The sequence below is a fragment of the uncultured Veillonella sp. genome (assembly GCF_963543145.1).
Lineage (GTDB): Bacteria > Bacillota > Negativicutes > Veillonellales > Veillonellaceae > Veillonella.
On record NZ_CAUTZP010000001.1, the window covers coordinates 112,523 to 138,816 of the forward strand.

At 37.7% G+C, this 26,294-nt stretch carries 21 protein-coding genes and 1 pseudogene; 21 read left to right on the plus strand and 1 reads right to left on the minus strand.

Annotated features, from left to right (window positions below; genetic code table 11):
* Window positions 1-113: 113 nt before the first annotated feature.
* From RWZ05_RS00530 to uvrC, 7 genes are all read left to right on the plus strand, one after another.
* Window positions 114-1,223 carry a radical SAM protein gene (locus RWZ05_RS00530; RefSeq protein ID WP_314641028.1) on the plus strand — a complete coding sequence of 370 codons (1,110 nt, stop codon included), beginning with the start codon at window positions 114-116 and terminating at the stop codon, window positions 1,221-1,223.
* A gap of 45 nt (window positions 1,224-1,268) precedes the next feature.
* The gene (smc, locus tag RWZ05_RS00535) at window positions 1,269-4,823 is read left to right on the plus strand and encodes a chromosome segregation protein SMC (RefSeq protein ID WP_314641030.1); all 3,555 of its coding nucleotides are present in this window, start codon (window positions 1,269-1,271) and stop codon (window positions 4,821-4,823) included.
* The gene (gene ftsY, locus RWZ05_RS00540; RefSeq protein WP_314641033.1) at window positions 4,823-5,758 is read left to right on the plus strand and encodes a signal recognition particle-docking protein FtsY; all 936 of its coding nucleotides are present in this window, start codon (window positions 4,823-4,825) and stop codon (window positions 5,756-5,758) included. The genes smc and ftsY overlap by 1 nt, the downstream gene beginning before the upstream one ends.
* Window positions 5,748-6,131 (plus strand): hypothetical protein, encoded by a 384-nt coding sequence (locus tag RWZ05_RS00545; RefSeq protein WP_302743650.1) that lies wholly within the window; start codon window positions 5,748-5,750, stop codon window positions 6,129-6,131. The genes ftsY and RWZ05_RS00545 overlap by 11 nt, the downstream gene beginning before the upstream one ends.
* Entirely contained in the window at window positions 6,131-8,305 is a 2,175-nt protein-coding gene (uvrB, locus tag RWZ05_RS00550; protein WP_314641035.1) for an excinuclease ABC subunit UvrB, read from the plus strand. Before RWZ05_RS00545 ends, uvrB begins: the two co-directional genes overlap by 1 nt.
* Window positions 8,306-8,452: 147 nt before the next feature.
* Window positions 8,453-11,314, plus strand: coding sequence for an excinuclease ABC subunit UvrA (gene uvrA / locus RWZ05_RS00555; RefSeq protein WP_314641037.1), 2,862 nt, complete (start codon window positions 8,453-8,455; stop codon window positions 11,312-11,314).
* Window positions 11,315-11,360: 46 nt separating this feature from the next.
* Window positions 11,361-13,187, plus strand: coding sequence for an excinuclease ABC subunit UvrC (gene uvrC / locus RWZ05_RS00560; RefSeq protein ID WP_314641040.1), 1,827 nt, complete (start codon window positions 11,361-11,363; stop codon window positions 13,185-13,187).
* Between the two features lie 56 nt (window positions 13,188-13,243).
* On the opposite strand, the gene RWZ05_RS00565 is transcribed toward uvrC, so the two are convergent.
* Window positions 13,244-14,602 carry an MATE family efflux transporter gene (locus RWZ05_RS00565; RefSeq protein WP_314641042.1) on the minus strand — a complete coding sequence of 453 codons (1,359 nt, stop codon included), beginning with the start codon at window positions 14,600-14,602 and terminating at the stop codon, window positions 13,244-13,246.
* A gap of 268 nt (window positions 14,603-14,870) precedes the next feature.
* Here RWZ05_RS00565 and RWZ05_RS00570 point away from each other — a divergent pair, with 268 nt between their 5' ends.
* From RWZ05_RS00570 to RWZ05_RS00635, 14 genes and pseudogenes are all read left to right on the plus strand, one after another.
* The gene (locus RWZ05_RS00570) at window positions 14,871-15,530 is read left to right on the plus strand and encodes a TerC family protein (protein WP_314641044.1); all 660 of its coding nucleotides are present in this window, start codon (window positions 14,871-14,873) and stop codon (window positions 15,528-15,530) included.
* 153 nt (window positions 15,531-15,683) lie between these two features.
* Entirely contained in the window at window positions 15,684-16,352 is a 669-nt protein-coding gene (locus RWZ05_RS00575; protein ID WP_314641046.1) for a TerC family protein, read from the plus strand.
* Window positions 16,352-17,842, plus strand: a complete 1,491-nt coding sequence (gene rlmD, locus RWZ05_RS00580; protein WP_314641047.1) for a 23S rRNA (uracil(1939)-C(5))-methyltransferase RlmD — start codon at window positions 16,352-16,354, stop codon at window positions 17,840-17,842. The genes RWZ05_RS00575 and rlmD overlap by 1 nt, the downstream gene beginning before the upstream one ends.
* A 139-nt stretch (window positions 17,843-17,981) precedes the next feature.
* A complete protein-coding gene (locus RWZ05_RS00585) occupies window positions 17,982-18,689 on the plus strand; it encodes a hypothetical protein (RefSeq protein WP_314641049.1) in 708 nt (235 codons plus the stop codon).
* A gap of 387 nt (window positions 18,690-19,076) precedes the next feature.
* Complete coding sequence (locus RWZ05_RS00590; protein ID WP_005386945.1) at window positions 19,077-19,832, plus strand: hypothetical protein; 756 nt, start codon at window positions 19,077-19,079, stop codon at window positions 19,830-19,832.
* A gap of 76 nt (window positions 19,833-19,908) precedes the next feature.
* Complete coding sequence (locus RWZ05_RS00595; RefSeq protein WP_005386944.1) at window positions 19,909-20,334, plus strand: hypothetical protein; 426 nt, start codon at window positions 19,909-19,911, stop codon at window positions 20,332-20,334.
* A 136-nt stretch (window positions 20,335-20,470) separates the two neighbouring features.
* Complete coding sequence (locus RWZ05_RS00600; RefSeq protein WP_227720717.1) at window positions 20,471-20,911, plus strand: hypothetical protein; 441 nt, start codon at window positions 20,471-20,473, stop codon at window positions 20,909-20,911.
* A 366-nt stretch (window positions 20,912-21,277) separates the two neighbouring features.
* Window positions 21,278-21,757, plus strand: a complete 480-nt coding sequence (locus RWZ05_RS00605) for a pyridoxamine 5'-phosphate oxidase family protein (protein WP_119209299.1) — start codon at window positions 21,278-21,280, stop codon at window positions 21,755-21,757.
* Between the two features lie 112 nt (window positions 21,758-21,869).
* The gene (locus RWZ05_RS00610; RefSeq protein ID WP_314641052.1) at window positions 21,870-22,931 is read left to right on the plus strand and encodes an ankyrin repeat domain-containing protein; all 1,062 of its coding nucleotides are present in this window, start codon (window positions 21,870-21,872) and stop codon (window positions 22,929-22,931) included.
* Between the two features lie 28 nt (window positions 22,932-22,959).
* Complete coding sequence (locus tag RWZ05_RS00615) at window positions 22,960-23,358, plus strand: bacteriocin (protein ID WP_314641053.1); 399 nt, start codon at window positions 22,960-22,962, stop codon at window positions 23,356-23,358.
* 20 nt (window positions 23,359-23,378) lie between these two features.
* Window positions 23,379-23,849: a glycosyl transferase family 4 gene (locus RWZ05_RS00620; RefSeq protein ID WP_314641055.1), complete on the plus strand. Its 471-nt coding sequence runs from the start codon at window positions 23,379-23,381 to the stop codon at window positions 23,847-23,849.
* Between the two features lie 13 nt (window positions 23,850-23,862).
* Window positions 23,863-25,027 (plus strand): annotated as a pseudogene (locus RWZ05_RS00625) (SMI1/KNR4 family protein); the annotation flags it as partial.
* A 177-nt stretch (window positions 25,028-25,204) separates the two neighbouring features.
* A complete protein-coding gene (locus RWZ05_RS00630) occupies window positions 25,205-25,570 on the plus strand; it encodes a hypothetical protein (protein ID WP_399554132.1) in 366 nt (121 codons plus the stop codon).
* Window positions 25,571-25,690: 120 nt separating this feature from the next.
* Window positions 25,691-26,269 carry a hypothetical protein gene (locus RWZ05_RS00635; RefSeq protein ID WP_314641057.1) on the plus strand — a complete coding sequence of 193 codons (579 nt, stop codon included), beginning with the start codon at window positions 25,691-25,693 and terminating at the stop codon, window positions 26,267-26,269.
* The last annotated feature ends 25 nt before the right edge of the window (window positions 26,270-26,294 follow it).

The following is a 26,294-nucleotide window of genomic DNA, read 5'->3' on the forward strand; positions in this document are numbered from 1 at the left end:
TATATGAATAGTAATCTATATAACAGTATATACATATTGTTATATAGTAGTATGTGCGTAATGCTCTATATATTAGTATATGAGTCAAATTTTTATAAGAAGGGGAGGTGTCTATGAAACCATTTGGTATGATTCCTTTTTTTATACCTCATGTAGGTTGTCCCCATGTGTGTACATTTTGTAATCAGTCTCGCATTACAGGTCAATCTGGTATTAGTCACCTAACATCGGATTATATTCAAAAAACCATTATAGATTATGTGGGGCGTAAACGAAACGATAAGTTTTGGGAAGTCGCTTTTTATGGTGGATCCTTTACAGCTATCCATAAAGATTTACAACATCAATTATTAGCTCCTGCGTCAGAGATGCTTAAGCGCGGCATCATTGATGGTATACGTTGTTCTACGCGCCCTGATGCTGTAGGTGACGAAGCAATTACCTTGTTACAGTCTTACGGCGTAAAAACAGTAGAACTTGGTGTACAGTCCATGAATGATGGTATCTTAGTCGATGCTAAGCGCGGTCACACCGCACAAGACGTAGTAGAGGCTGTGGGACGATTAAAACAGTATGGTATGACTGTAGGTGTTCAGCTTTTACCAGGATTAAAAGGTGAAACTTGGCATACAATTCTAGAAACAGCTATTGCTGTAGTTAAACTAAAACCAGATTTTGTACGAATCTATCCTGTTCTTGTTATAGAAAATACGGAGTTAGCCGATCAATATAGAGCTGGTGAATACGAGCCATTGAGTACGGAGCAAGCTATCACATATTGTGCATTCTTAAAAACTTGGTTCGAAGGGCATAATATTGAAGTTATACGTACAGGATTACAAAGCACGGAAGAGCTAGACTCTGGAAATAGTTTGATAGCAGGTCCTTATGAGCCAGCAATGGGTGAGCTCGTTGTAAATGAACAGTATAAACAATGCATAGAACGCTGTATTAACGAACATATAGAACACTTTACAGATAAGGAACTATTACGGTGGAGTGTATGGGGACAAGTAAATACTTTTACAGATCTAAATAGTTTTACAGCTCTAACTATAAGTATTTTCTATCCCCGTAGTTTAACATCTAAGGTGAGAGGCCTTAAAAATAGGAATATGTTATACTTTCAAGAAACATATCCTCATTTAAACATTAATTGGTATGAAGATAGTACGAGAAATACTGTTCGTTGCTGTATTGATGGCCTACAATATGTGTTATAATAAAAGATATGATTATTTGGGGTTGTTAGTAGAAAGGAGGCAGTCATGCAATTACTTCGGTTGGAATTAAAGGGCTTTAAATCGTTTGCAGATAAGACGGTTGTTAAATTCTCACCAGGAATGACTGCCGTTATTGGACCTAACGGAAGTGGTAAAAGTAATATTACGGATGCTATGAAATGGGTTTTAGGGGAATCCAATGTCCGTAACTTACGTGGTCAAAAAGCAGAGGATATTATCTTCTCTGGTACGGAGAAGCGCAAGCCTATGAGTGCTGCAGAGGTTACTCTCGTATTTGATAATAGTGACCAACAATTAGATGTCGATATGGCAGAGGTGGCTATTACACGTCGTATTTATCGCACGGGGGAAAGTGAATTTCTCATCAATAAGCGCTCTTGTCGTTTAAAGGATATTCACCTTTTACTAGCCGATACAGGTCTCGGTAGAGACTCTATGGCTATCATCGGTCAGAACCGCATTGATGCTATTTTAAATTCTAAGCCTGAAGAACGGCGCCTTATCTTTGAAGATGTAGCAGGTATTTCTCGCTTTAAAATTAATAAAGAAGATGCATTGCGCCGTATTGCTAGTACAGATCGAAATATGGAACGTGTACGAGATGTAATGGCAACCATTGAAGAACAACTTGGACCTTTATCTGAAAAGGCTGAAAAGACTAAAAAATATATGTCTTTAAGCCGTACTAAACGCGATTATGATGGTGCACTTGCCTTTCACAATTATAAGACCTCTGATCGTTTATTAACGCGTTTTGAAAATGATAATATTGCATTTAAGGATGAAGAGATTGAGCTTCAAACTGAATTATCTAAATTGGAAGCTCGCCGTCATACTTTGCAGTCTTCATCTACAAAAGAGCAAGAGCAGCTCAAGTTGTGGGAAGCTCAATATACGGAAAAGCAACGCGATGAAGAGCGTTTGGCTGGTCATTTATGTCTGTTAGACGAGCAGTTAAAGACAGCTCGTCGCGAATTAGATGAAACATCTATGCGTATTAGCGAATTGGAAGCTACTCAAAAGGGCGAAGAACAACAGTTGCGCATTCTAAATCAATTGATTCAAGATGAAAGTGCTCAATTAATAGAAAAAGAGTCTAACCTTGAAGAGTTAGAGGCTAATTATAAAAATGCTGTTGAAGATGTAAGTGCTGAGCAAGCGAAATTCCAATCTTTACAATCTAATCGAGAAGCCTTTGAGCAACGTCAATTAGAGATTGTGAGTGCCATTGAAACTGCAAAGGCTAGTATTCGTAGCTTAGAAGCCCGTAAGGAAGAATCTACAAAACAATGTGAGGTGTTAAAGGCTGAAATAGCTCAGGTAGATAGTGAATTACAGGCAGCTCGCGGTGAATTTGAAACATTAGGGCAAAAGTTTACTGCTATTTCTGCACAACGACAAGCCCTCGTTGATAGCGGTAAAGAAGCGGCCATACAAGCTCGTGAAGAACGGAAGGAATTACAAAAATTACGTACCCAAGAGCAACGTGTTAAAGGTCGTATCGAACTATTAGCCCAATGGGAAGAACAACATGAAGGCTATTTAGAAGGTACTAAGAATATCCTAAACGGTAAAGGATCTTGGCGTGACCAGATTACAGGCGCTGTAGGTGATCTCTTTACGGTTGAAGATAAATTTACTACGGCTATTGAAACAGCATTAGGCGGTAGTGTTAACCATGTTGTGACCACTACAGCTCGCGCAGCAGCGGAGGGTGTCAATTATTTGAAATCTATTCAAGGTGGTCGCGTAACCTTCTTGCCGATGGATTCTGTAAAAGGAAAACCTTATGATACGCCGGCTTTACATGAAAGTTGTGTAATTGGTACTGCTGTTGATTGTATTTCCTTTGATAATAGATATGCTCATATTTTCCAGTACTTATTGGGGCGCACTTTGGTAGTATCCTCCATGGATGATGCCATTGGTTTACAGAAAAAATACAATCAACAATTGCGTATCGTTACGCTTACAGGGGAACAATTCCAACCGGGCGGCTCTTTAACTGGTGGTGCAACAAAGCGTAAGCGTGCCTCTGTATTGAGCCGTAAGGAAGAGGCGGCTACCCTTGAACAAGAGCTCCTACAAATTGAAGACCGAATTCGTTCCTTAACGGCTAGCTTGGAAAACCTTGAGAAACGGGTTGAAGAAGCTGAAAAAGAACGAGCTACCCTTGATGAAAGCTACCAACATACGAACTTACTCTATGTGGCGAGCGAAACAAAGGTACAAAATATTCAACATCAAATAGATCGTAAGAAACGTGTTCTCCGTGAAGAAGAGCAACGTTTATTACAAATTGATATTGATTTAGCTCGTATAACGGCTAACTTGAAAGACCAAGAAACAGCATTGACTTCTTTGCAAGAGGACCATGGTGTGGACGGCAATCAAGGGGCCTTAATGGAGCGTTTAACTGTACTACAAAAGGTACAGCAAGAGGCGTATGAAGCTTTCACAGAGGCTCGCCTCACTTGTGATACATTGCGACAAACCATTAAGGAACGCGAAACTCAGCGAGAACAACGTAATCAATCCATTGCTAACATTGTAGAGCGCTTAACACCGTTACGTAATTTGCTAATCAGCACTACAGAGCGCTGTGAAGTGGAGCTACCAAAGGCTAAAGAATTAGCAGACCGAGAGCTAGCTTTAGCGACAGCGGAGGTTGAACGATTGCGTGCACTTCGCGATGAAGCCTATGATAAAACATCTACAGGTCGTGAGGAATTGGAAGCCATCTTGAGCGAGCAGGACCGGTTGAACCAACGCTATAAAGTAGTTCAAAATCGTCTTGTGGATATGGAAGGTAAAATCACTCGTCATCGCATGGATTGTGAACGCTTTGTAGAAGAATTACAAGAGCTGGGCTTTACATTGGAAGATGCGCAAGCCCTTCGCATTGAAGGTTCTGTTAATGATTGGAAGGATGAGCAAGCTCGTTTAATGGCAGAAATTGCCGAGCTTGGTCCTGTAAACCCAAATGCTGTTGAGGAATATGAAGAAGCTAAAGAGCGTTATGATTTCTTAACAACACAGTTAGCAGATTTAGATACGGCGAAGGATCAATTGCAAGCGGTTATCGCTGAAATGGATAAGGCTATGAGTACGCAACTATACGATGTATTAGATGTAGTAGGCCGCAGATTCCAAGAGGTATTTAGCCAATTGTTTGGTGGTGGTACGGCACAAATCGTATTGACTGATCCAGATAATATCTTAACTGGTGGTATCGATTTCTACATTCAGCCACCAGGGAAAAAGCGACAACAATTGACCTTGTTATCCGGTGGTGAACGGGCCCTTACAGTTATTGCTTTATTGTTCTCGTTCCTAGACTATCGTCCAGCTCCATTCTGCGTGCTTGACGAAGTTGATGCAGCCCTCGATGAAGCCAATGTAGAACGATTTAGTTCTTACTTAAATCGGGTAAATAAAGAAACACAATTTATCGTAGTATCGCACCGTAAAAAGACGATGGAAGCTGCCGAAGTATTACAAGGGGTGACCATGGTTGAACGGGGCGTATCGCGATTATTAACAGTAGCATTTGAAGATGTGAAGGAGGATCTAGCATAATGGCATTTGGATTCTTTAATAAAATTAAAGAGGGCTTAGAAAAAACTCGTAAGTCCTTTGTAAAAAATGTAGAAACAATAATCATTGGTTATGCAGAAATTGATGATGATTTTCTTGATGATTTAGAAGCGGTCATGCTTACTAGCGATCTTGGTCCTAAAACGACAGAGTATTTGATGAAGGAAATCCGTCGTGGTGTTACAGAAGGTATTATCAACAACACTGGTGATGTAATGCCGTTTATGGAAGACCGCATCACAGAAATGCTAGTTGACCAAGAAGATGAAATTACATTACATCATCCAGAAGTTATTCTTGTTGTTGGTGTAAACGGCGTTGGTAAAACTACTACTATTGCTAAGTTAGCTAACTATTACACTAAAGAAGGTAAAAAGGTTATCATCGCTGCAGGCGATACATTCCGTGCCGCTGCAGCGGATCAATTATCTATCTGGGCTGATCGCGTAGGTGTGCCTATCGTTAAACATAAAGAAGGCGCTGATCCTGCAGCCGTTGTATATGATGCAATGGAAGCGGCGAAAGCTCGTAATGCAGATATGGTGATTGTTGATACTGCAGGTCGTTTACACACTAAAGTTAATCTTATGGAAGAACTTAAAAAGATGGGCCGCGTAGCGAATAACCACGTAGAAGGGGCTCCGCATCAAACCTTGCTCGTGTTAGACGGCACTACAGGTCAAAATGCAGTAAGTCAAGCTAAATTATTTGGTCAAGCCGTACCTGTTAATGGTATTGTAGTTACTAAATTAGATGGTACTGCAAAAGGTGGCGTAGTTATTTCTATTAAAGAAGAACTAGGTGTACCAGTACGTTGGATTGGCGTTGGCGAAGGCATGGATGATTTACGTCCATTTAATGCAAAAGAATTTGCTAATGCACTATTTAATAAAGGAATGATTCAAGGTGACAAATAAATATAACCGGGAATTCTTACTTGAATATGTAGAATCTGAAAATAAAAAAAATGAATGTAATGTTAGCCTAGAAAATATGAATAAGATTGTTAGCTTAATCGAGTATTTCGGTATTGAATTATATCGTCCTATTACAAGATTACTACTTTCAAACTGGGAAGAGATTACTGAACGTATTAATAACTATACTGAATCGGATTGGATGATGGCTGATGAAATCCAAAAGACTACGCCTACATTAGATCGCTTTTCTATTGCTATGCTCATCGAAGTATTAGAAGGTGAGGATACATTGAACCAAGCAGAAAATGCAGGTCGCCGTCTATCAGAGGAAGAACTTAAAGCTATTCGTAAACATCAGGATGAACAGTAATGAAACATAATACATATAATTACGAAGGGGGCCAACCATTTAAAGTGGAGGCGCCCTTTGCGCCTACCGGGGACCAACCAACTGCGATTCAGTCTTTAACAGAAGGCATTGAACGCGGTGAATGGGCCCAAGTTTTGCTCGGTGCCACTGGTACAGGTAAAACTTTTACAATGGCTAAGGTTATCGAGGCGGTTCAAAAACCAACTTTGATTATAGCTCATAATAAAACCTTAGCGGCGCAGCTATGTAGTGAGTTTAAAAGCTTCTTCCCTAATAATGCGGTAGAATACTTTGTATCTTACTACGATTTCTACCAACCAGAAGCGTATATTCCTTCTAGTGATACGTATATAGAGAAGGATGCGTCTATTAATGATGAAATCGATAAACTGCGTCATAGTGCTACAATGAGTCTTTTTGAGCGCCGCGATGTGATTATCGTTGCCTCTGTTAGCTGTATTTACGGCTTAGGTGACCCTGAGGACTACTCTGAACTCGTATTATCTTTGCGCTTAGGTCAGACGAAATCTCGTGATGAAATTCTGTCTAAACTCGTAGATATTCAATATACGAGAAATGATATGAACTTTATTCGCGGTACATTCCGTGTACAAGGGGATACGATTGAGATTTTCCCTGCCGCTTATAGTGAAAGAGCCATTCGGGTGGAACTCTTTGGCGATGAAATCGATCGCCTCGTTGAGGTAGATGCTTTGACTGGTGAAGTGATTGCTGAACGCAAGCACGTTGCAGTATATCCAGCATCTCACTATGTAACTACGAAAGATAAGATGCGTATTGCTGTAGAACGTATTGAGGCTGAGTTAGATGAACAGTTAGCTAAGTTGAAAGCTGCTGACCGTCTATTGGAGGCTCAACGTCTTGAACAGCGTACTCGTTATGATATAGAAATGATGCAAGAAATGGGCTATTGCTCAGGCATCGAAAACTATTCACGCCATATGTCTGAACGTAAGGCAGGAGAGGCTCCCTATACATTAATAGACTATTTCCCAGATGATTTCCTCATCATGGTGGACGAGTCTCATGTAACGATACCTCAAGTGCGTGCCATGTACAATGGTGACCGTGCACGTAAAGAATCACTTATCGAATATGGCTTCCGCCTGCCTTCTGCGCTAGATAATAGACCGCTTCAATTCGATGAATTCGTGGAGCGTATCAATCAAATTGTCTATGTATCAGCAACACCTGGTCCATATGAAATGGAAGTACAAACGAATATTGCAGAGCAAATCATTCGTCCTACCGGTCTACTTGATCCATCTATTGAGATTCGTCCTATTAAGGGACAAATGGATGACCTACTCGGTGAAATTCATAAGCGAACTGCTAAGAATGAGCGTGTTCTTGTTACGACCTTAACTAAGAAAATGGCAGAGGACTTAACAGAGTTCTTGAAGGAAATGGGCGTCCGTGTTCGATACCTTCATTCAGATATTGTTACCATTGAGCGGGCCGAAATTATCCGGGATTTGCGGGCTGGTGTATTCGATGTACTAGTTGGTATCAACTTGCTTCGTGAAGGCCTTGATATGCCAGAGGTTTCTCTCGTAGCTATATTAGACGCAGATAAGGAAGGTTTCTTGCGTTCTGATACGGCTATGATACAAACTATAGGTCGTGCTGCTCGTAATGTGAATGGTCACGTTATCATGTATGCAGACCGCATAACAGGTTCTATGCAGCGTGCTATCGATGAAACTGATCGTCGTCGTGCCGTGCAAGAGGCTTATAATATAGAACATAATATTACGCCTAAGTCTGTCTCTAAAGACGTTAAAGAGCTTATTGAATTGACGAAAATCGAAGAAGATATGGTGACCGATGGCAAGGGACTTTCACCGAAGAAGGGGAAAAAGAAATTCTCTACAGAGGGAATGGACCATGGACACGAACTATATGCACAAGATATATCTACGCCTAAGGTGGCAGATATAACTCCGGAAGAGTTGTTCAATAAAATTGAAGACCTAGACCGTCAAATGAAGGCCTCTGCAAAGCAGCTTGAATTTGAAAAGGCCGCTAAGCTGCGTGACCAATTGGGCGTATTACGTCAACAATGGTCTGATATGCATAGCGCAGGTGAAAGTAAGTTAAAAAAACCGGCATCATCTAAAAGTAGAAAGCGGACTAGTCTAAAGAGTAAATAGATTGTAATAAAACGCATAGATTATATAGATTGTAATAAAACACATAGATTATATAGACTATATGTGCGATAATATACATATATTATTTCATGTTAGTAATCGGAGAGATGATGCCGCTTGGTATCATCTCTTTATATAGGAAACAAAATGAAAGACCAATTGATTGTAAAAGGTGCGCGTCAGCATAACCTTAAAAATATAGATATATCCTTACCGCGTGACCAGTTTATCGTGTTGACGGGGCTCAGTGGTTCTGGTAAATCGTCCTTAGCATTTGATACGATTTACGCCGAAGGGCAACGACGCTATGTAGAATCTTTATCTGCTTATGCACGTCAATTCTTGGGACAAATGGATAAACCAGACGTAGACTATATTGAAGGCTTATCTCCAGCTATTTCTATCGATCAAAAGACCACAAGCCGAAATCCTCGTTCCACAGTTGGTACTGTAACGGAGATTTATGACTATTTACGTCTATTATTTGCTCGCGTAGGTCATGCTCATTGTCCAGAATGTGGTAAGCCTATTACACAGCAAACAATACAACAAATGACCGATGATGTAATGAGCTTCCCAGAAGGTACTAAGATTTTAGTATTAGCTCCTATGATTCAAGGAAAAAAAGGGGAGCATAAATCCGTCTTTGAACAACTTCGAAAAGAAGGCTTTGTTCGTGCCCGCGTAGATGGCGTTGTACGTACATTAGATGAAGATATTGCATTAGAGAAAAATAAAAAACACACCATAGATATTGTGGTAGACCGCCTCGTTGTAAAAGAAGGGATTGAGTCCCGTCTTGCTGATTCCATGGAGACCGCATCAAAATGGGCTGAAGGCATTGTCGTTATCCAAGAAGTAGATGGTCCTGAACACATGTATAGCCAACACTTTGCATGTCCAGATTGTCATATTTCGTTACCGAAAATTGAACCACGTATGTTCTCCTTTAACAGTCCATTTGGTGCCTGCCCAGCTTGTTTGGGTATTGGCTCGACTATGGAAGTAGACGAAGAGCGCGTTATTCCCGATGGATCTATTAGCTTTGCCGATGGTTGTGTACAAGCGTTGAGCTCGAACCCTAATGCATGGTTTATGCGCCAAGTAGAAGGTTTGTTAAAAGCTAATGGATACTCTTTAGATTCTACCTATGATGAACTACCAAAAGCATTACAGAAAAAGGTAATGTACGGTACGACGGATAAGGTGGCTTTCACCTATGAAAATATGCGCGGTGAAGTGAAAGAGTTCTTTACTGAATATGAAGGTATTTTGCCGATGGTAAAACGTCGTCATAGTGAAGCATCTACCGATTCTATGCGTGAAGAATTTGAAAAATTTATGTCCATTAAACCATGTACTACATGTCATGGGGCCCGTTTAAAACCTGAGGTATTAGCCATTACCGTAGGGGATAAAAATATTAATGAGGTAACGCAGCTAACTATCAAAGAAGCACTGGATTTCTTTGGTACGTTACAGCTTACTGAACGGGAACAAGTGATTGGTGCTCAGATTTTAAAAGAAATCAATGCTCGTCTTGGGTTCCTAAACAATGTAGGCCTCGATTATCTTACTATGAACCGTAGTGCAGGTACTTTGTCTGGTGGTGAGGCGCAACGTATTCGTCTAGCTACGCAAATCGGCTCTGGTTTGGTTGGTGTATTGTACATCCTAGATGAACCGTCCATAGGTCTACATCAACGAGATAATGATCGACTCATCGATACTTTGAAAGGATTACGGGACTTAGGTAATACCTTGCTCGTTGTAGAACACGATGAAGATACGATGCGTGCTGCCGATTATCTTGTAGATATTGGGCCTGGCGCAGGTGAACATGGGGGTCAAATCATTGCTGCTGGTACGGTAGAGGAAGTGATGAAGGTAAAAGACTCTATTACTGGTCAGTACTTGAGTGGCCGTAAATTTATCTCCCTTCCTGAAGAGCGTCGTAAGCCAGGTAAAAATTGCATTGAAATTCGCGGCGCTAAAGAAAATAATTTACAAAATGTAAATGTAAAATTCCCTATAGGCTTATTCAATGTTGTTACTGGTGTCAGCGGTTCTGGTAAGTCTACCTTAATCAATGAAATTCTCTACAAAGGTTTAGCTAATCAATTATATCGTTCTAATCACAAAGTAGGGGCACATAAAGAGATACGTGGCCTTGAACATATCGATAAAATCATCAATATCGACCAAAGTCCTATCGGTCGTACGCCTCGATCTAATCCAGCCACCTATACAGGTGTATTTGATGCTATACGCGAGCTCTATAGTCAAACCCCGGAAGCAAAGATGCGCGGCTACAAACAAGGTCGCTTTAGCTTCAACGTAAAAGGCGGCCGCTGTGAAGCTTGTCGTGGTGATGGTATTATAAAAATTGAAATGCACTTTTTACCAGATGTATACGTACCTTGTGAGGTTTGTAAGGGTGCCCGTTATAACCGAGAAACCTTAGAGGTTAAATACAAGGGCAAATCGATTGCTGATGTACTAGATATGACGGTAGACGATGCAGTTGAGTTCTTCAGTGCTATTCCGAAGATTAATCGTAAAATGGTTACCTTACAAGAGGTAGGTCTTGGCTATATTCGTTTAGGTCAGGCTGCAACAACTTTATCTGGTGGTGAGGCTCAACGCGTTAAATTAGCTACTGAATTAGCTCGACGCAGCACAGGTAAAACACTGTACATCCTAGATGAACCGACTACAGGTCTCCACGCCGAGGATATTCGCAAGTTATTACACGTATTGCAACAACTTGTAGAGGGTGGCGATACAGTTGTGGTTATCGAACATAATTTAGATGTGATCAAGATGGCAGACCACATCATAGACCTTGGTCCTGAGGGCGGTAATCGCGGTGGTACTATTGTAGCTACGGGTACACCTGAGGAAATTGTTAAGGTGAAAGAAAGCTATACTGGTAAATTCTTAGGGCCTGTATTAGAACAGACTAAGAAATTTATGAAAGCAGCGAAAAATAAGAAACAAAAAATGTAAAAATAAGAAATAAAGTATCTAAAAATCTACGAGGAAAGGAGGACATATGCCGTCTGAAGAATTACTAGAGAAGGTCAGTCATTTGCCGACTACACCGGGCGTGTATTTATGGCGTGATCAATATAATCGTATCATCTATGTTGGTAAGGCCATTAACTTGCGCAATCGCGTGCGTTCCTATGTGCGCAATGATGCCAATCGGGCACCTAAGGTGGCAGCCATGATGAAGCGAGCGGTCGATGTAGAAATTATTCAAACTAAGACAGAAATGGAAGCGCTCATCTTAGAGAATACGCTTATTAAGGAGCATGAGCCTAAATACAATATTAGGCTTCGGGATGATAAAACGTATCCGTACGTAAAAATCTCAGTACAAGAGGATTACCCACGTGTATATATGACGCGCCGTCTTGAACGAGATGGGGCTAAGTACTTTGGACCTTTTACAGATGTAACATCAGTTCATGTAGTTCTAAAACTGATTCGTCAGTATTATCCGTTGCGTACTTGTAAATCTATGAAGGTAGAGAGACCGTGTTTACAGTACCACATGCATTACTGTGAAGCGCCGTGCTTTAATAAGATTTCTGTACCAGATTACCGGAAGTATATTGATGAAATTGTAGAACTCTTTGAAGGTAAGCCTATACCATTGCTTAAAGAAATCAAGGAAAAGATGGAATTAGCTGCAGAAGACTTACGATTTGAAGATGCAGCACGGTATCGAAATCAGTTATCTAGTATTGAAAAGATACAAGAAAAGCAGCGCATGGTTACGCAAAGAGGAGACCTAGATGTGTTAGGACTTGCAGTAGATACATCTATGGCCTGTGTACAATTACTGTTTATTCGTGGTGGTCGATTACTAGGTCGTGAAAATTACTTTGTGCAACACGATGGCGATAGTGCTGAAACCATAATGACGGACTTTATCAAGCAATACTATGGGGATACGAACTTTATTCCTAAGGAGTTATTACTCCCTATGGATAGTACTGATAGAGACTTGTTACGTGAATGGTTTACCCGGCTTAAAGGTCAGAATGTAGACGTATCTGTACCACAACGAGGGTATAAGATGGATATGATCAAGATGGCTCATGAGAATGCGAAAACCTTCCTAGAAGAGCGCCGTCGTCAATGGCAACACCAAATCGATAAGACCGGTGGAGCCGTTAAGAAATTAGCGGAAGTATTGGACTTACCACGGTTGCCAGAGCGTATGGAGTGTTTCGATATCTCTCATACCCAAGGTGCTGAAACGGTAGCATCTATGGTTGTCTTTGAAGGTGGTAAACCAGCGAAGAAGGAATATCGTCGATTCAAGTTGAAAACGACACAAGGCAAGCCTGATGACTTCAAGTCGATGGCGGAAATCATGGAACGACGCTACGGTAAGGAAACAGATTGGCCTATGCCTGATCTCATTATTATCGATGGTGGTAAAGGTCAGCTCAATGCAGCATTGCCACTGATTCGTGGTGTAGGGGTTACAGATGTGCCTGTTATCTCTTTAGCTAAACGTATTGAGGAGGTCTTTGTAGAAGGGCAATCTGAAAGTATTATCTTAAGCCACCGTTCACCGGAGCTTCAATTACTCCAACAAATACGCGATGAAGCCCATCGCTTTGCTATTACGTACCATCGTAAACTTCGGGGAAAACGTAATTTAGAATCTATTCTAGATCACATTGAAGGTATTGGCCCTAAACGCCGAAAAGCATTATGGGCTCACTTTAATAGTTTAGAAGCCATGAAAGAAGCATCTATAGATGAACTTTCAAAGGTGGAATCTATGAACTATAAGACCGCAGAAGCATTATATAATTTCTTCCGCATGTCCAATGTAGAAAAGCAAGATATTCTAAAATAATAAAGCACCTATTGATGATGCACACACAAGCAGTGTAATCTCAATAGGTGCTTATATTATTTTGCAATAGCTTTAGGTTTATAATGTTGGATGTAGTACGTGCGAAGTGTAAATAATATACCAGCAGCTACTACGCTAGATAACAAACCAATCCATACGCCAAATGGTCCATAATTAGGATTTTTAGCAAGGATATAAGCAATAGGGAAACATACGCCCCAATACGATACGAGGGAGATATAAAGTACTACTTTTACATCCTTGTAAGCCCTTAGTATACCTTGTAATGGAGTACCGATGGCATCGATAGCGGCAAAAAATACGCCATATCCAAGGAATTGATAAATAAGACTATATACTTTGTCATCATTTGTGAATAGGTCTGCAATGTTGTCCATATTGGTGAACGTAAAGGCACAAATGAGTAACGCAATGATAATGGCCATTACACGAGCGATGTAAGAATACTGAATAGCATCCTTTTTACGCCCTGCACCGAGCTCGTAAGCAACGGCAATAGTAGAGGCCATAGCAATACTGAGTGGTAAGCAGTAGAATACATTCGTAAAGGAAATAACGGACTGATGGGCTGCTACTACGGCAGAGCCAAAGTGAACCATCAAGAGGCCAGCGATACTAAAGATACTGGCTTCAAAGAAGATAGAGAAACCAATTGGAATACCCACTTGTAATTGTTCACGAATGTAGTGGAAGTTTGGGCGTTTAAAGTCTTTATAAATTCTATACTCCTTTAATTTAGGGTGGAAGAGAATAACTAAACTAAAGAGAATAAAGTTAGTCCAACAAGCACCAACTAAACCGTAACCAGCACCAACACCACCGATTTCAGGGAAACCATAGTGGCCAAAGATGAGTGCATAGTTTAAGAATACATTAATCACAAAGCTCGTAAAAACGATAGCCATAGAGTAATGTGTTAACCCATGGGAATCGACTGTATTACGCAAGGTATTTACCCAAAGTAGAGGGAATAAACCAAGGGCAAAAGCTTTCAGATAATTAATACATACCTCAGCGGCAGCAGGTTCTAAATTTAACGTAGTCAGTAATGGGCGAAGACCCAATATACCGATTAGTAAAATTATAAATGCTAGGCCTGTACCAATGAAAAGACCTTGATGGAAAATCGTGGAAATATCGTCCGTTTTCTTAGCTCCCAATAGCTGAGAAATGATCGGTGTGATACCCATTAACGTCCCTTGTGCAAAGATATAGAAAAGAAGCCACAAATTATACCCCGTTGCGACGCCTGCTAAATCTGTCGTACTATATTGTCCCGTTAAAAAGATGGCGATAAAGGTCGCCCCAATGAGGGAAAATTGAGTGATGCACATAGGTGTAAATAGTTTTATGAATAACCATAATTTTTGTAATATTGTATTTGTTTGATACATACTAACCTCCCTTTTATTGATATACTATACAATATCATAAAATCGCTTAATTTAATAGATAAAACCTAGAAATAATAGGATTTAAATCTATTTATACATACCGGTTATATTGTTGATTTTGAGAATAAAAATAGTTATGAATTCCCACTCATGAAGGTGAAGGAAGTATGACAAAAATGTATATATATGTTAATAATTGAATTTTACACTACCTAACTATATCGACTATAATATGTATATACTATATTTTAATTCTAAGGAGGATACATTGGACATCTTATCTGCACAAGGCTTATTAGCGATGCTTCAAATCATCGTTATCGATATTTTATTAGCTGGTGACAATGCCATTGTTATAGGTATGGCGGCTCGTAATTTGCCAGCTCATTTACAGAAAAAAGCAATATTCTGGGGTACTGCAGGTGCCATTATTATACGCCTTATTATGGCATTCTTATTCGTAGAAGCGTTAAACAATATTCCTGCTCTACGTTTAGTAGGGGGTATCCTTCTTTTATGGATTGGCTACAAGCTCATTGCTGATGATGAAAGCGAGCATAAAATCGAGGCTAAAGATAATTTACGTGCTGCCATAACGACAATCGTCATTGCGGACGGTATCATGGGTATCGATAATGTTCTCGGCGTAGTGGGTGCTGCTGGTGGCGACATGACATTAGTTACTATCGGCATGCTGATTACTGTACCTATCATCATTTATGGTAGTACTTTGTTCGTGAAAGTTATTGAACGCTTCCCAATCATCCTATACGTAGGCGGTGGTATCCTTGCTTGGGTAGGTGCTGGTATGAGCGTGGAAGATAAATTGATTTCTCACACTGTTGAACCCTATGCTTTATTCATCAAAATAGCAGCTGTGATCTCCGTAATCGGTGCATCTCTATTAGTGAAGAAACTAAAAAAATAATGAAACATATCTCTTCTTCTAATAATAGGAGGAGAGATATTTTTTTGTAAAAGTATAAGACTAAGCTACATGTATAGATGAGAAAATACAATATTTATGGTATAGTTAAGGGATAGTTATAGAATTAGTAGACTGAATTGAGGTAAGTACAGAATGGAATTTTTAGAAGCCGCTACGTGGATAACCATTAGTAAAATTATTTTAATAGACATTTTATTAGCTGGCGATAATGCTGTTGTTATCGGTATGGCGGCTGGTAAATTAGCTCCAGAATTACAAAAGAAGGCTGTTATCTGGGGGACGGTAGGGGCTATTTTAATGCGCCTTATCTTTGCCACTATTTTAGTAGAGGCGTTAACGTTAATTCCACTCATCCATTTAGGGGGCGGTCTAGTTCTCGTGTGGATTGCTATTCAGCTTTTAAAAGGCGATGATGAAGAGGCTCATATTGAAGCTAAGAACTCCTTAGCTGGCGCTATTTGGACTATTATCGTAGCCGATGCAATGATGAGTATCGATAATGTTATTGGCGTAGTAGGTGCCGCCAAAGGCCATTTAGAACTCGTTATCGTAGGCCTATTGATTACAGTGCCAATTATTATCTTCTGCTCTACCTTATTTGCTCGTATTATTCACAAATATCCAGCTATTCTTTGGGCTGGTGGTGCACTACTTGGTTGGGTCGCAGGTGAAATGATTGTAGAGGATCCATTCCTTGTTCCATATATTCAAGGGGAAGAATTACTGGTGAAAGTAGGTACAGTATTCTTTGTTCTCGTTGTGACTGGTATTATTAAAATTTGGAAGAAAAGAGACGCGTAATGAACGGTACAGGTCGTACATCTCGTAAACATAAATCGAAACAACAGAATAGAAAAGGGGCTCGTTCTAATCAAGGCCACACAACTAGTGGTACAGTATCTAAAAAACAACAAGCGATACTTAATGCACCTGTTAAAGTAGGAGATGAAGTTCTTGTCACAATTCATGGCATTGGTAGCAGCGGTGAAGGGGTGGGGCGTGTAGATGATTTTACTGTCTTTGTTCCTTTTGCCTTGCCTGGGGAAACGGTAAAAGTATATATTAATATGGTGAAAAAGACGTATGCTACAGGTAAACTCTTAGAGATTGTTACAATGGCCCCGAATCGTATCGATGCTAGTTGTGACCTTTATGGCTTCTGTGGGGGATGCCAACTACAACACATTACCTATGAAGGACAGCTTTCACTAAAAACACAAAAGGTGAAGGATGTTATAGAACGCATTGGTCATCAAAATCCAGACCTTGTAAAACCTGCATTAGGACCTAAAGAACCGTGGGCCTATCGCAATAAAATGCAAATGCCTGTAGGCGGTACTAAAGGGAATATTCAAATGGGATTCTATGCGATGGGATCTCACGATATCGTGCAAGGCACTAACTGTCCTATACAAGACGAAGGGAATAATATCATAGCTCAAGCTTGCTATCAAATCGCTAAAGAATTTGATATTGAACCTTACGATGAGCATACTGGAAAGGGTATACTACGCCATGTAATCGGTCGCATTGGACAGTCTGGATGGATGATTATCCTTGTAACTGCTACAGATTACTTACCACACAAAGAAAAGTGGGTAGAAAAATTAACTGAACGAGTGCCTCAAGTAGAAACTATCGTTCATAACGTGAATGGTAAGCGTACAAATGTTATCTTAGGACCTAAAAATAATATCCTCTACGGTGATGGAACGATTACAGACCATATTAAGGACTTGCGGTTTAGCTTATCTCCACATTCCTTCTTCCAAGTGAATCCAGAACAAACTACAGTCCTTTACGATCAAGCGTTAGCCTATGCGGACCTAAAAGGTGATGAAACCGTTATCGATGCGTACTGTGGTACGGGGACTATATCATTATTTTTGGCTCATAAGGCAAAACATGTAATAGGTATAGAAATCGTAGAACCAGCTATTATCAATGCTCGTGAAAATGCACGTCGCAACGGCTATGATAATACAGAATTTATCGTCGCTGATGCGGCTGTAGAAATGCCAAAACTCTACAAAGCCGGCGTACGCCCAGACGTGATTGTATTCGATCCAATCCGTGCAGGCTGTAAAGAAGAAGTATTGACCTCTGCAGCAGGAATGGAACCAAAACGCATTGTTTACGTATCCTGTAACCCAGCCACCATGTCAAGAGACATTGAAATCCTTACACATTATGGATACGAACTCAAAGAAGTACAACCAGTAGACATGTTCCCTATGACAGCGCATGTCGAAGCTGTTGCTTTGCTCACTAGAAGCGAAACGAAGCAGTGAGCATTAGCACTGGTCAGGGATGTCCAAGAATTCGAACGAAGTGAAGTGTGATTGGAAACTCCGAACCATTGATCAGATTATAGATGTCTAAAAATTTTTTTAGCTGATTTTTAAAAGTATATGTTTTGTAGGTGAGACTATGAATTTTAAGAAACAAATTATTTTATTTTCAATTTTAGCTATGTCTGTTATGGCAGTATCTGCAGAAGATATTAGTACTTATAATCCTCAAGTTATTGAGAAACACCAAATAACAAATGAAGATATTGCGGCAGCAACATCTTATGGACAGTCTTTAGTAGAAAAGAAAAATATTAAAATGATATCTACTGCTAAGAAGAAGTTTATTAAAAGGCGTTATGGTGGAATTTTCCCAAGAAATGAATTGCAAGGTATCGTATATGTTCAAACTCCATTTGCAATTTATGCCAATACGGCATTGGAGGATGCTAGAGGTGTAGCAAGTACTTATTCAACAAGAAATGCTAATAATATATTACGGGTTAGATCTTTCCTTTATATGCCGGAAAGTAAGATTTATAATGATACTAATAATGTCGTTATATCTATAGTACAAAATGGAAATACATATTATCCAACAGAGACCGTACGTGGCGATGATCAATTTGAAGGTCCTGGTATGTGGGTAACAGTAGGTTATCAATCATTATTTGATTTATCTAATATCGATACTAATAGCTCTTTTGAAGTTCATATTAAGTCTGATGCAGTTAAAGTTGGAGATGCGGTAATTCAGTTTCCAGCATTAAATACGTCTAATAAATATATTTTGGATGACTCATATTCACTTTATAGAGGTGATGCAGTTTTTATTGATAAGAAATAATGTTTTATTAAGAATGTTATTTTACATTTTTATAAATCCAAAACTTTTATGGCTTACTTCTAATATAATAAAAGGGTGTAAAAGAATGCAGTAAAACCGCATTCTTTTACACCTTTTTTACATTAAGACTATTTCCAAAGGTTTATTTAGTAAATAATTTTCAGAATGTCTGATTTTTTATATAATAAGGTTATAAATATTAGTACAGTATGTAATGGGGATAATTAGTTCAGAGGTAAGAAGGTAGTATATCAACAACGATTGGTTGACATCACATAGATTGGGCTATAGCATTTTACGTGTGATAAAGTAAACCGAGCGTATACTTTATAAGGGAGATTATAATGGAGTTGGTAAGTTGGTTACTTTATAAATGGAGATGATTCTTTGGCTAACCATGCATATAGAGATAAAGAAAGACGAGATATAATACTAGCAAGTGAGGCTCTTGAAGAAAATAGGGATAAGTCTTTTTATTGTCCATATCCGCTATGTAATAGTAAATTATTTGTATGTGCTGGTGATGGCTCTCGGAAAGCATATTTTAGAGCAACTAAATCTGCGTATAAACATATTGCTAATTGTCCTTATGCAAATAGTTCAGTCGCTTTTGATGACAATAAATTTAATGAGTTAAATTTTTCTTTTGAAAATGCAATGCAAAATCTTTTAGTTAAGAAGAATCCGAAAAATTCAAGTGGGAATTCTAAAAAATCTTCATATGGTGAACATTATAATCTCACACTCAGTACAATAAAGCAGATATATTCTATATGTAAACGATTCCATCCTAATTACTCATATGGAAATGAGAAAATTGGAAGAATGATTTTAGATGATAGAACTGCATACTGGTATCCTAAAGGTGTTTTCGGCTTTAAAATAATTGAGTCTTGTGTAAAAGGTCGCTTTTACGATAGTGATAAAAATGAGATTTATTTAGTAGCTCCTGTAGCAAATCCTAATTATCATTTTATATTATCTATTTCTGATATAAACCTTTATAACAAGATAAGAAATATGGTATTTGAAAATAAAGATAAAATTATTATAGTTGCTGGAGACTGGAAACCTTCAAATTTAGGCTATGGTTACTTTGAAACAAAAATATATAGTGATAGACAAATATCTATTTTAAATTGATATTTTATAAACTATTATGAGATTATTTTTTTGGTGGATAAATAATATAAGCCGTATCTTTTAAAGGAGTAAGACAATGGAGCTTCGATCACTTGCTAGGATATCTTTACCTAAGGACGAATATGTTTACTTGTTGGGGATGGCTATTTCAGTATTTATCTCTAATAATGGTTTTATTATAGAGAACATTATTAATACAGATAGTGATTATTCTTGGTATGACTTGATTGATAAAGAATTAGGCCAACTTAAATCGCCTATTGCTCAAACAATTACGAAAAATGCTGGTGGAGAAATAGCTGAGTTATTTTCAGATATTGTTTATAGGCGCAATCGTATCATTCATAGTTTTAGAATCACTTCATCTAAAAATGAGCAAATTTTAGCTACAAAAGATAGAATTACCAATCAACAATTTTATATAGATGAGCATTATTTGATAAATTTTATAGAGTTGAATAATAAATTATCTTACTTATTGCATGAATATCGTGAATATTAAAATAATCAATAATGATATTTTGTTGTCTAGACTAAAAGCCCTTCGCTTATGCAAAGGGCTTTTACTGTACACTCATACTTATAAATGTAATATAATTAAAATAAATATATGTATTGTATTCGATGAGGTATTTGTTATGGGATTAATTTTAGATATTTATGAGGTAATGCACCAATTGAGTATTTGGCGACCAATATTTCATTCGGAAGCAGATTTTCAGTTTAGCTTAGCCTGGATGATTAAAGAACAATATCCAAATTGTGATATTAGATTAGAGTTTGTACCTGAATTTAATCCTAATTTACATCTTGATATTCTTGTTATATTAGATGGTAAATGGATTCCTATTGAGCTTAAATATACGACAAAAAAATGTATTAAAACTATAAATGATGAAGTGTATGTGTTGAAGGAGCAAGGTGCTAAGGATCAAGGTTGTTATAACTACTTAAAAGATATAATGCGTATAGAGGAATTTAGGGATAAGAGTAATAAGTTTATTGAAGGTTATACAATTAAGATAACTAGTGAAATATCTTATCTAAAGCCTCCGACAAAAGTAAATAGGCAATTTTAAAAGTTTTTGCAAACATTTGTTCTAAAACACTTGACCGAACATTCGTTCGTGTGCTAATATAAGCATGTAAACAAACAAATGTTATCAGATATTATGTTCGATGTAAATGTGAGGTATGAGATGAAAAATATATTAATGATTGTACATACGCCGAATTTTCTGTTGAGGATGGTTCTATAAAAACTGGGTGTATGAGTTGGGCCGCTAATACAGGAAAAGGAACAATGCGTGGAATGGAAGCACCTATAGAATTAACTGGGATATATCCTATAAATTGGAAAGAATATTCTAAAGTTGATGATACTAATAGCGGTACTTTTATGTATTTTGTAAATAGGATAAGTAAATAAAATTAGGAGATATATTATGTTTAAACCTATTCGTATAAAGATAAATGAAATAGATCGTGCTGCTACAGAAGCTTTATTACAATCTAATCGTCGAGGTGTTTTAGCCATGAACGGCGATAATGAGTACCCTTATGCTATTCCTATTAATTATTTTTATGATTGCCATAAGAAGAAAATTTATTTTCATGGAGCTAAAGCTGGTCATAAAGTAGAGGCATTGAAAACTTCAGATAAGGTATGTTTTACCGTATATGGTAATGAGTGTATTGATAAATCTGAACCATGGGCGCCGTATGTACAAAGTGTAGTAGTATTTGGAAGATGTCGTTTGCTAGAGGCAGGTTCAGAGTCTATAGATCGATTAAAAGAATTTGCTATGAAATATTATCCTAGTGAGCAACTTGTAGATAAAGCGATTGCTCATGCTGGTAGAGCAGTTCAAATGTTTGAAATTACCATTGAACATATGAGTGGTAAACAAGTACAAGAGAAATAATAGATTAGCCCTTCGCTATGCGAAGGGCTTTTACTATACACTCATACTTATAAATGTAATATAATGTAATTAGTGATAATCATTTTAAATATATAGTTCATGGGAGAGAGACATGATACAGTTAAAAGATTTAGGTACATTTGAATCGGTGACTCATATCGTAACAGATATTGTAACAGGAAATATTAGGGCTTTAGAAAATGCATTAGCCAATGGTTGGAATATCAATCAACACATAGAAATTGGCGAGTATAGTGAGCATACACCTTTAGAATTAGCTTTGGTTATGTGTTGCTTGCCAAGTGTTCAATGGTTAGTCGAGAATGGTGCTGATCTAAATGATAAGGAAAATCCAAGTTTTTTGCTTGCTGTTAGATATGGGAATCAAGCGATTATCGATTATGTCGTAGAACATGGTGCTAATGTTCATGCTTTAAACCGTGTGAAAGTAGATGCCTTTCAAGCTGCCTTATATGGCAAGAAATATAATCACTTACAGATTATTCATGACTTAGGCCATACGGTACAGAAGTATGGCGGTAAAGCTTTCAGAAATGCCATTACAGATAGAAATTATGATGTTCTAGATTTCTTTATTCATAATGGTGTAGATATTAACTACAATAAGCCTGATTCTGTATATCCCTTTAAGCCAACGCCATTGTGCGTAGCAGCACGGTATGTAGATTTAAAGATGTGTAAATACTTGGTAGAACATGGCGCTGACGTGACCATCACGGAAAAGGATGGTATGCGCCCCTATAGCATTGCTATTGAAAAAGGCGATATGGAAATGGCAGAGTATTTTAAATCCTTAGAGCCTGCTGAGTTTCATGATATACAAAATAAAATGGATCAGTTAAAGCCATTTAAATTACCAAAAGCATTAGTGAATTTTTTAGCGGGCGAACAACTTTACTTTGAATTGCCAGACTCCGATTTTATATCTATAGAGTTCTTCCCACTTATTGATACGATTCCCTTTAAAGTAGGGCGTCGTAATTTATTGCGTTTATCTAAAGAACTAGGAGAGTATAACGATTGGCAAATTGTATGGGATCCTAAAAATAAAAAGATTGGTTGTTATGATATAGAACATCAAGAGTTACGAGAACTTTGTAAATTTGATGAATTTATGGCGGATATGTCAGGTCAATTAGAAAACCTGTTCTAATATATATCGTAAAGGAGAGGCGATACATATGACAGATACATTTGAAAAAACATATACGAATTGGTCAATTGATGTAGGTACCTATAAATATGAAGGTATAACACTGAATGAAGTTGAGCAGAAGCTCTATGCTATTCAGGATCAAGAGCAGGATTTTGTAGTTATATCACCATCAAATGCAATTTCAATAGATAATAAACAGTATAACTTTGTACAGGTTTGTAGTGATCAAGATACTGATTTATTACATATAGAAATTAGTGTAACCAATAATGGTGACCGAGGCGCTATTATATATGGTAAGAATGAGCAAGGTCCCCAAGAGGTATTACAGATAATAGAAGATTTTATTGTACATCATAAGGTTCCAACATTAGATAGTTGGGAAATTGTATTAGATTTAAGACCTAAGATGGAAAGCTTATAAAGGATACTGTGGAGCTTATTATGCTATATACACCGAATAATCTTTTGTATAAGTATATTTGCTATCGATTTAGATGGATTCAGATTCAATGCAATATGGTATATGATGTAACACCAGAGGAAGAAGATGAGATTTGTCGTAATCTGTTAAAAAAGAGAGCGAAGATATTAATTCCTGTTGGCATATTATATTGTTTGATCTTTGGTGTAAGTTTTGTTTGGCTATTAGGAACTAGTGAGGAATTAAACCCCTTAATGCAATGGGAAGTAAGCGTAATAGAGTATGTGAAACCAATTTTAAATGCCATTGATTTTACGTGGTATGCATATTCCCTTGACCTATTGCGAGTAGCACTTATTTTGGCGCCTATAGCGATTATCAATGTATCTCCTTATATCATTTTTTCCTATATTGTTGATACCATTTTGATACGGCGTGAGGTAAAAGCTTTAATTAAAGAATATTCTACTGAGGAGAAACCATTTGGTTGAAATAATCTATAGTTATACATTACCTGCAGCATATATTGAATTACTTAAGAATCATAATGGCGGTGTATTAAATAAGAACTGTTTTATTAATAATGAGGGCGATTGTGTATATATAACAGGCATATATGGCATTGATAGAGATAAAAAGTATTCTCTCTTTGGGGAGTTTGGCAACGAGTTTTGGATTTCGAAATGGAAATACCCTCCTATAGGTGTTGTTGTAGCCGATACGATTTCTGGCGGTCACGATATGATTTTCCTCGATTATCGTGAATGTGGTCCTACTGGAGAGCCTAAGGTAGTACGTGTTGACCAAGAAGGTGATTACTCAATTACTCTGTTAGCAGATAACTTTGGTGACTTTGTTAAGAACTTATATATTAGTATAGAAGAGATTATAGATGAAGAGTTTCAATCTTTAAGTGATGAGGATAAGGTAAAACTTATTAATGAACAAGAGGACCTAGATATTGATCGTGCTATGGAGCTATTAACTAACATAGGCATCGATAATTTATCGCCTATCTTGCTAAGCACCTTAGGGCGTATGTATAACAATAATGGCCGACCAGAAGAGGCTATTGAGTTATTTGATCGTATAGATGAATCATATCGTGATTGGTCTTGGTATTATCGGTGTGGCTATGCTCATGCGTCTTTAGCATGTGGTGAAAGCTACGAGTCTGAACATGTACAGAAGGCAATACAGTTAATAGAGACAGGCATAAAAATGACGAAGGAAGCCCACTTAGATAAACAACTTGGTTGGTGTTGTGAAGTTGTAAAATATTTATTAACTCAAATTAAGCCAAAAGAGTTCAAGGCGGATTATCCTGTGATATATGAAGTTGTTGAGAAATTCTCTGATAAGAAAAATAGTATAGATACTGCAGAAGGTAAATGATAATGAACGTGTAACTGATGAAGAACTACTCGAAGACGATAAAGAAGATGGTATGTGGCAAGTAGAAATCATGACTTATCTCGTAGCGGATAATGGTACATATTTTACAAGAGAAGAGTTGCTCTTTAAATTACATAATCTAATGGCTAATAAAGAACTGGGTGATCACGTATTCTTTGAAGGTATTGAATACGAAGGCCACGAATGTGAAGGTTACGGGCTTATAGATAACGAAGATGGTATACCTGTATTCTATATATGCTGTGGTAGCTAATTAATAGAGCAATAATAGCTTAGCCCTTCGCTTATGCGAAGGGCTTTTACTATACTCTTAGAAATTATATGTTTTGTGCTTTGGGCTACGTTATTTTATATAACCTTAATGTAAAATATTGAGAGAGTATTTTAGTGATTTTGAAATCAAAGTATTGTGATGAGAGAGAGGATGCCTATGATAGAAAATGAACTCATATATGATGAGAAATATTGTGAATATAGACTTCTTTATGAAGGCTTAGAATTCTGTTGGGATGAGAAGCCATCAGGTGATTATTTAGATACTGTAAAAGTCCTTGCCCAAAATTATCATAAAAATATTGATAAAATTGCAGCTTTCATGCTTGAAGACATTCAAGAAATGTATGGGGAATCCATTACTATAGATGATGTGAAAGAACGTATAGGTGTCCCTAAGATTGAACCAGAGCTAGGTACTGTAACCTATTGTGAACAAACCTTTGATTATACTCATATATTTTGCTTTGAATTTTGGGACGACGAGTTTGAAGATTTAAATTACTTTGCTATTGATGGCTGATACATTGCCATAAAAATGGCAAAAGAGCTACTTTATATAAATAGATTAGTTTGATATTGTGAAGTAGTAGAGTATTTATTAATCTCTATTAGTTCAAAGGATTACAAGGAGGATTATCCTATGATTTTTAATGCGATTAAAAACCTGTTTAACAAGGATGAGAATACTGAGCAGATTGAATATCTTGGTACTGATAAAGATGGTAATAAAATATATGAAGGTTACTATCATGAGTTTAAGGGCATTCCTTGGGTTTTCAATAAAACTACCTATACTAGAGAAGAGTTCGATAAGGAGTTTTATAAATGCTTAGAAGAGCATAATGTTAATTCTGATACATTACCGCCATTAGTAGAGCCTGAAATTCTTGTAAGCTATGAAGCTTGGATTGAAAGTAAAAGTCAGCTTCACCCTAATGAATACTTATACGAAGACGATGAATTAGAAGAATATGATAAAGAAGACGGTATGTGGCAAGTAGAAATCTATGCTCGCTTCAAAGCAGATAATGGTCAGTATTTTACTACTGAAGAGATTCTTTTCAAGATACATAACGCATTGGCTAATAAAGAGCTCGGTGATCATGTATTCTTTGAAAATCTAGCGTATGATGATCACGAATTCGACGCTGACGATGCCGACGATGTTGACGATGATGATGAAGGTACTCCTGTATTTGTTGTATGGCTTGGTAGATAGTTAAATAATGGAACCTATACAGTCT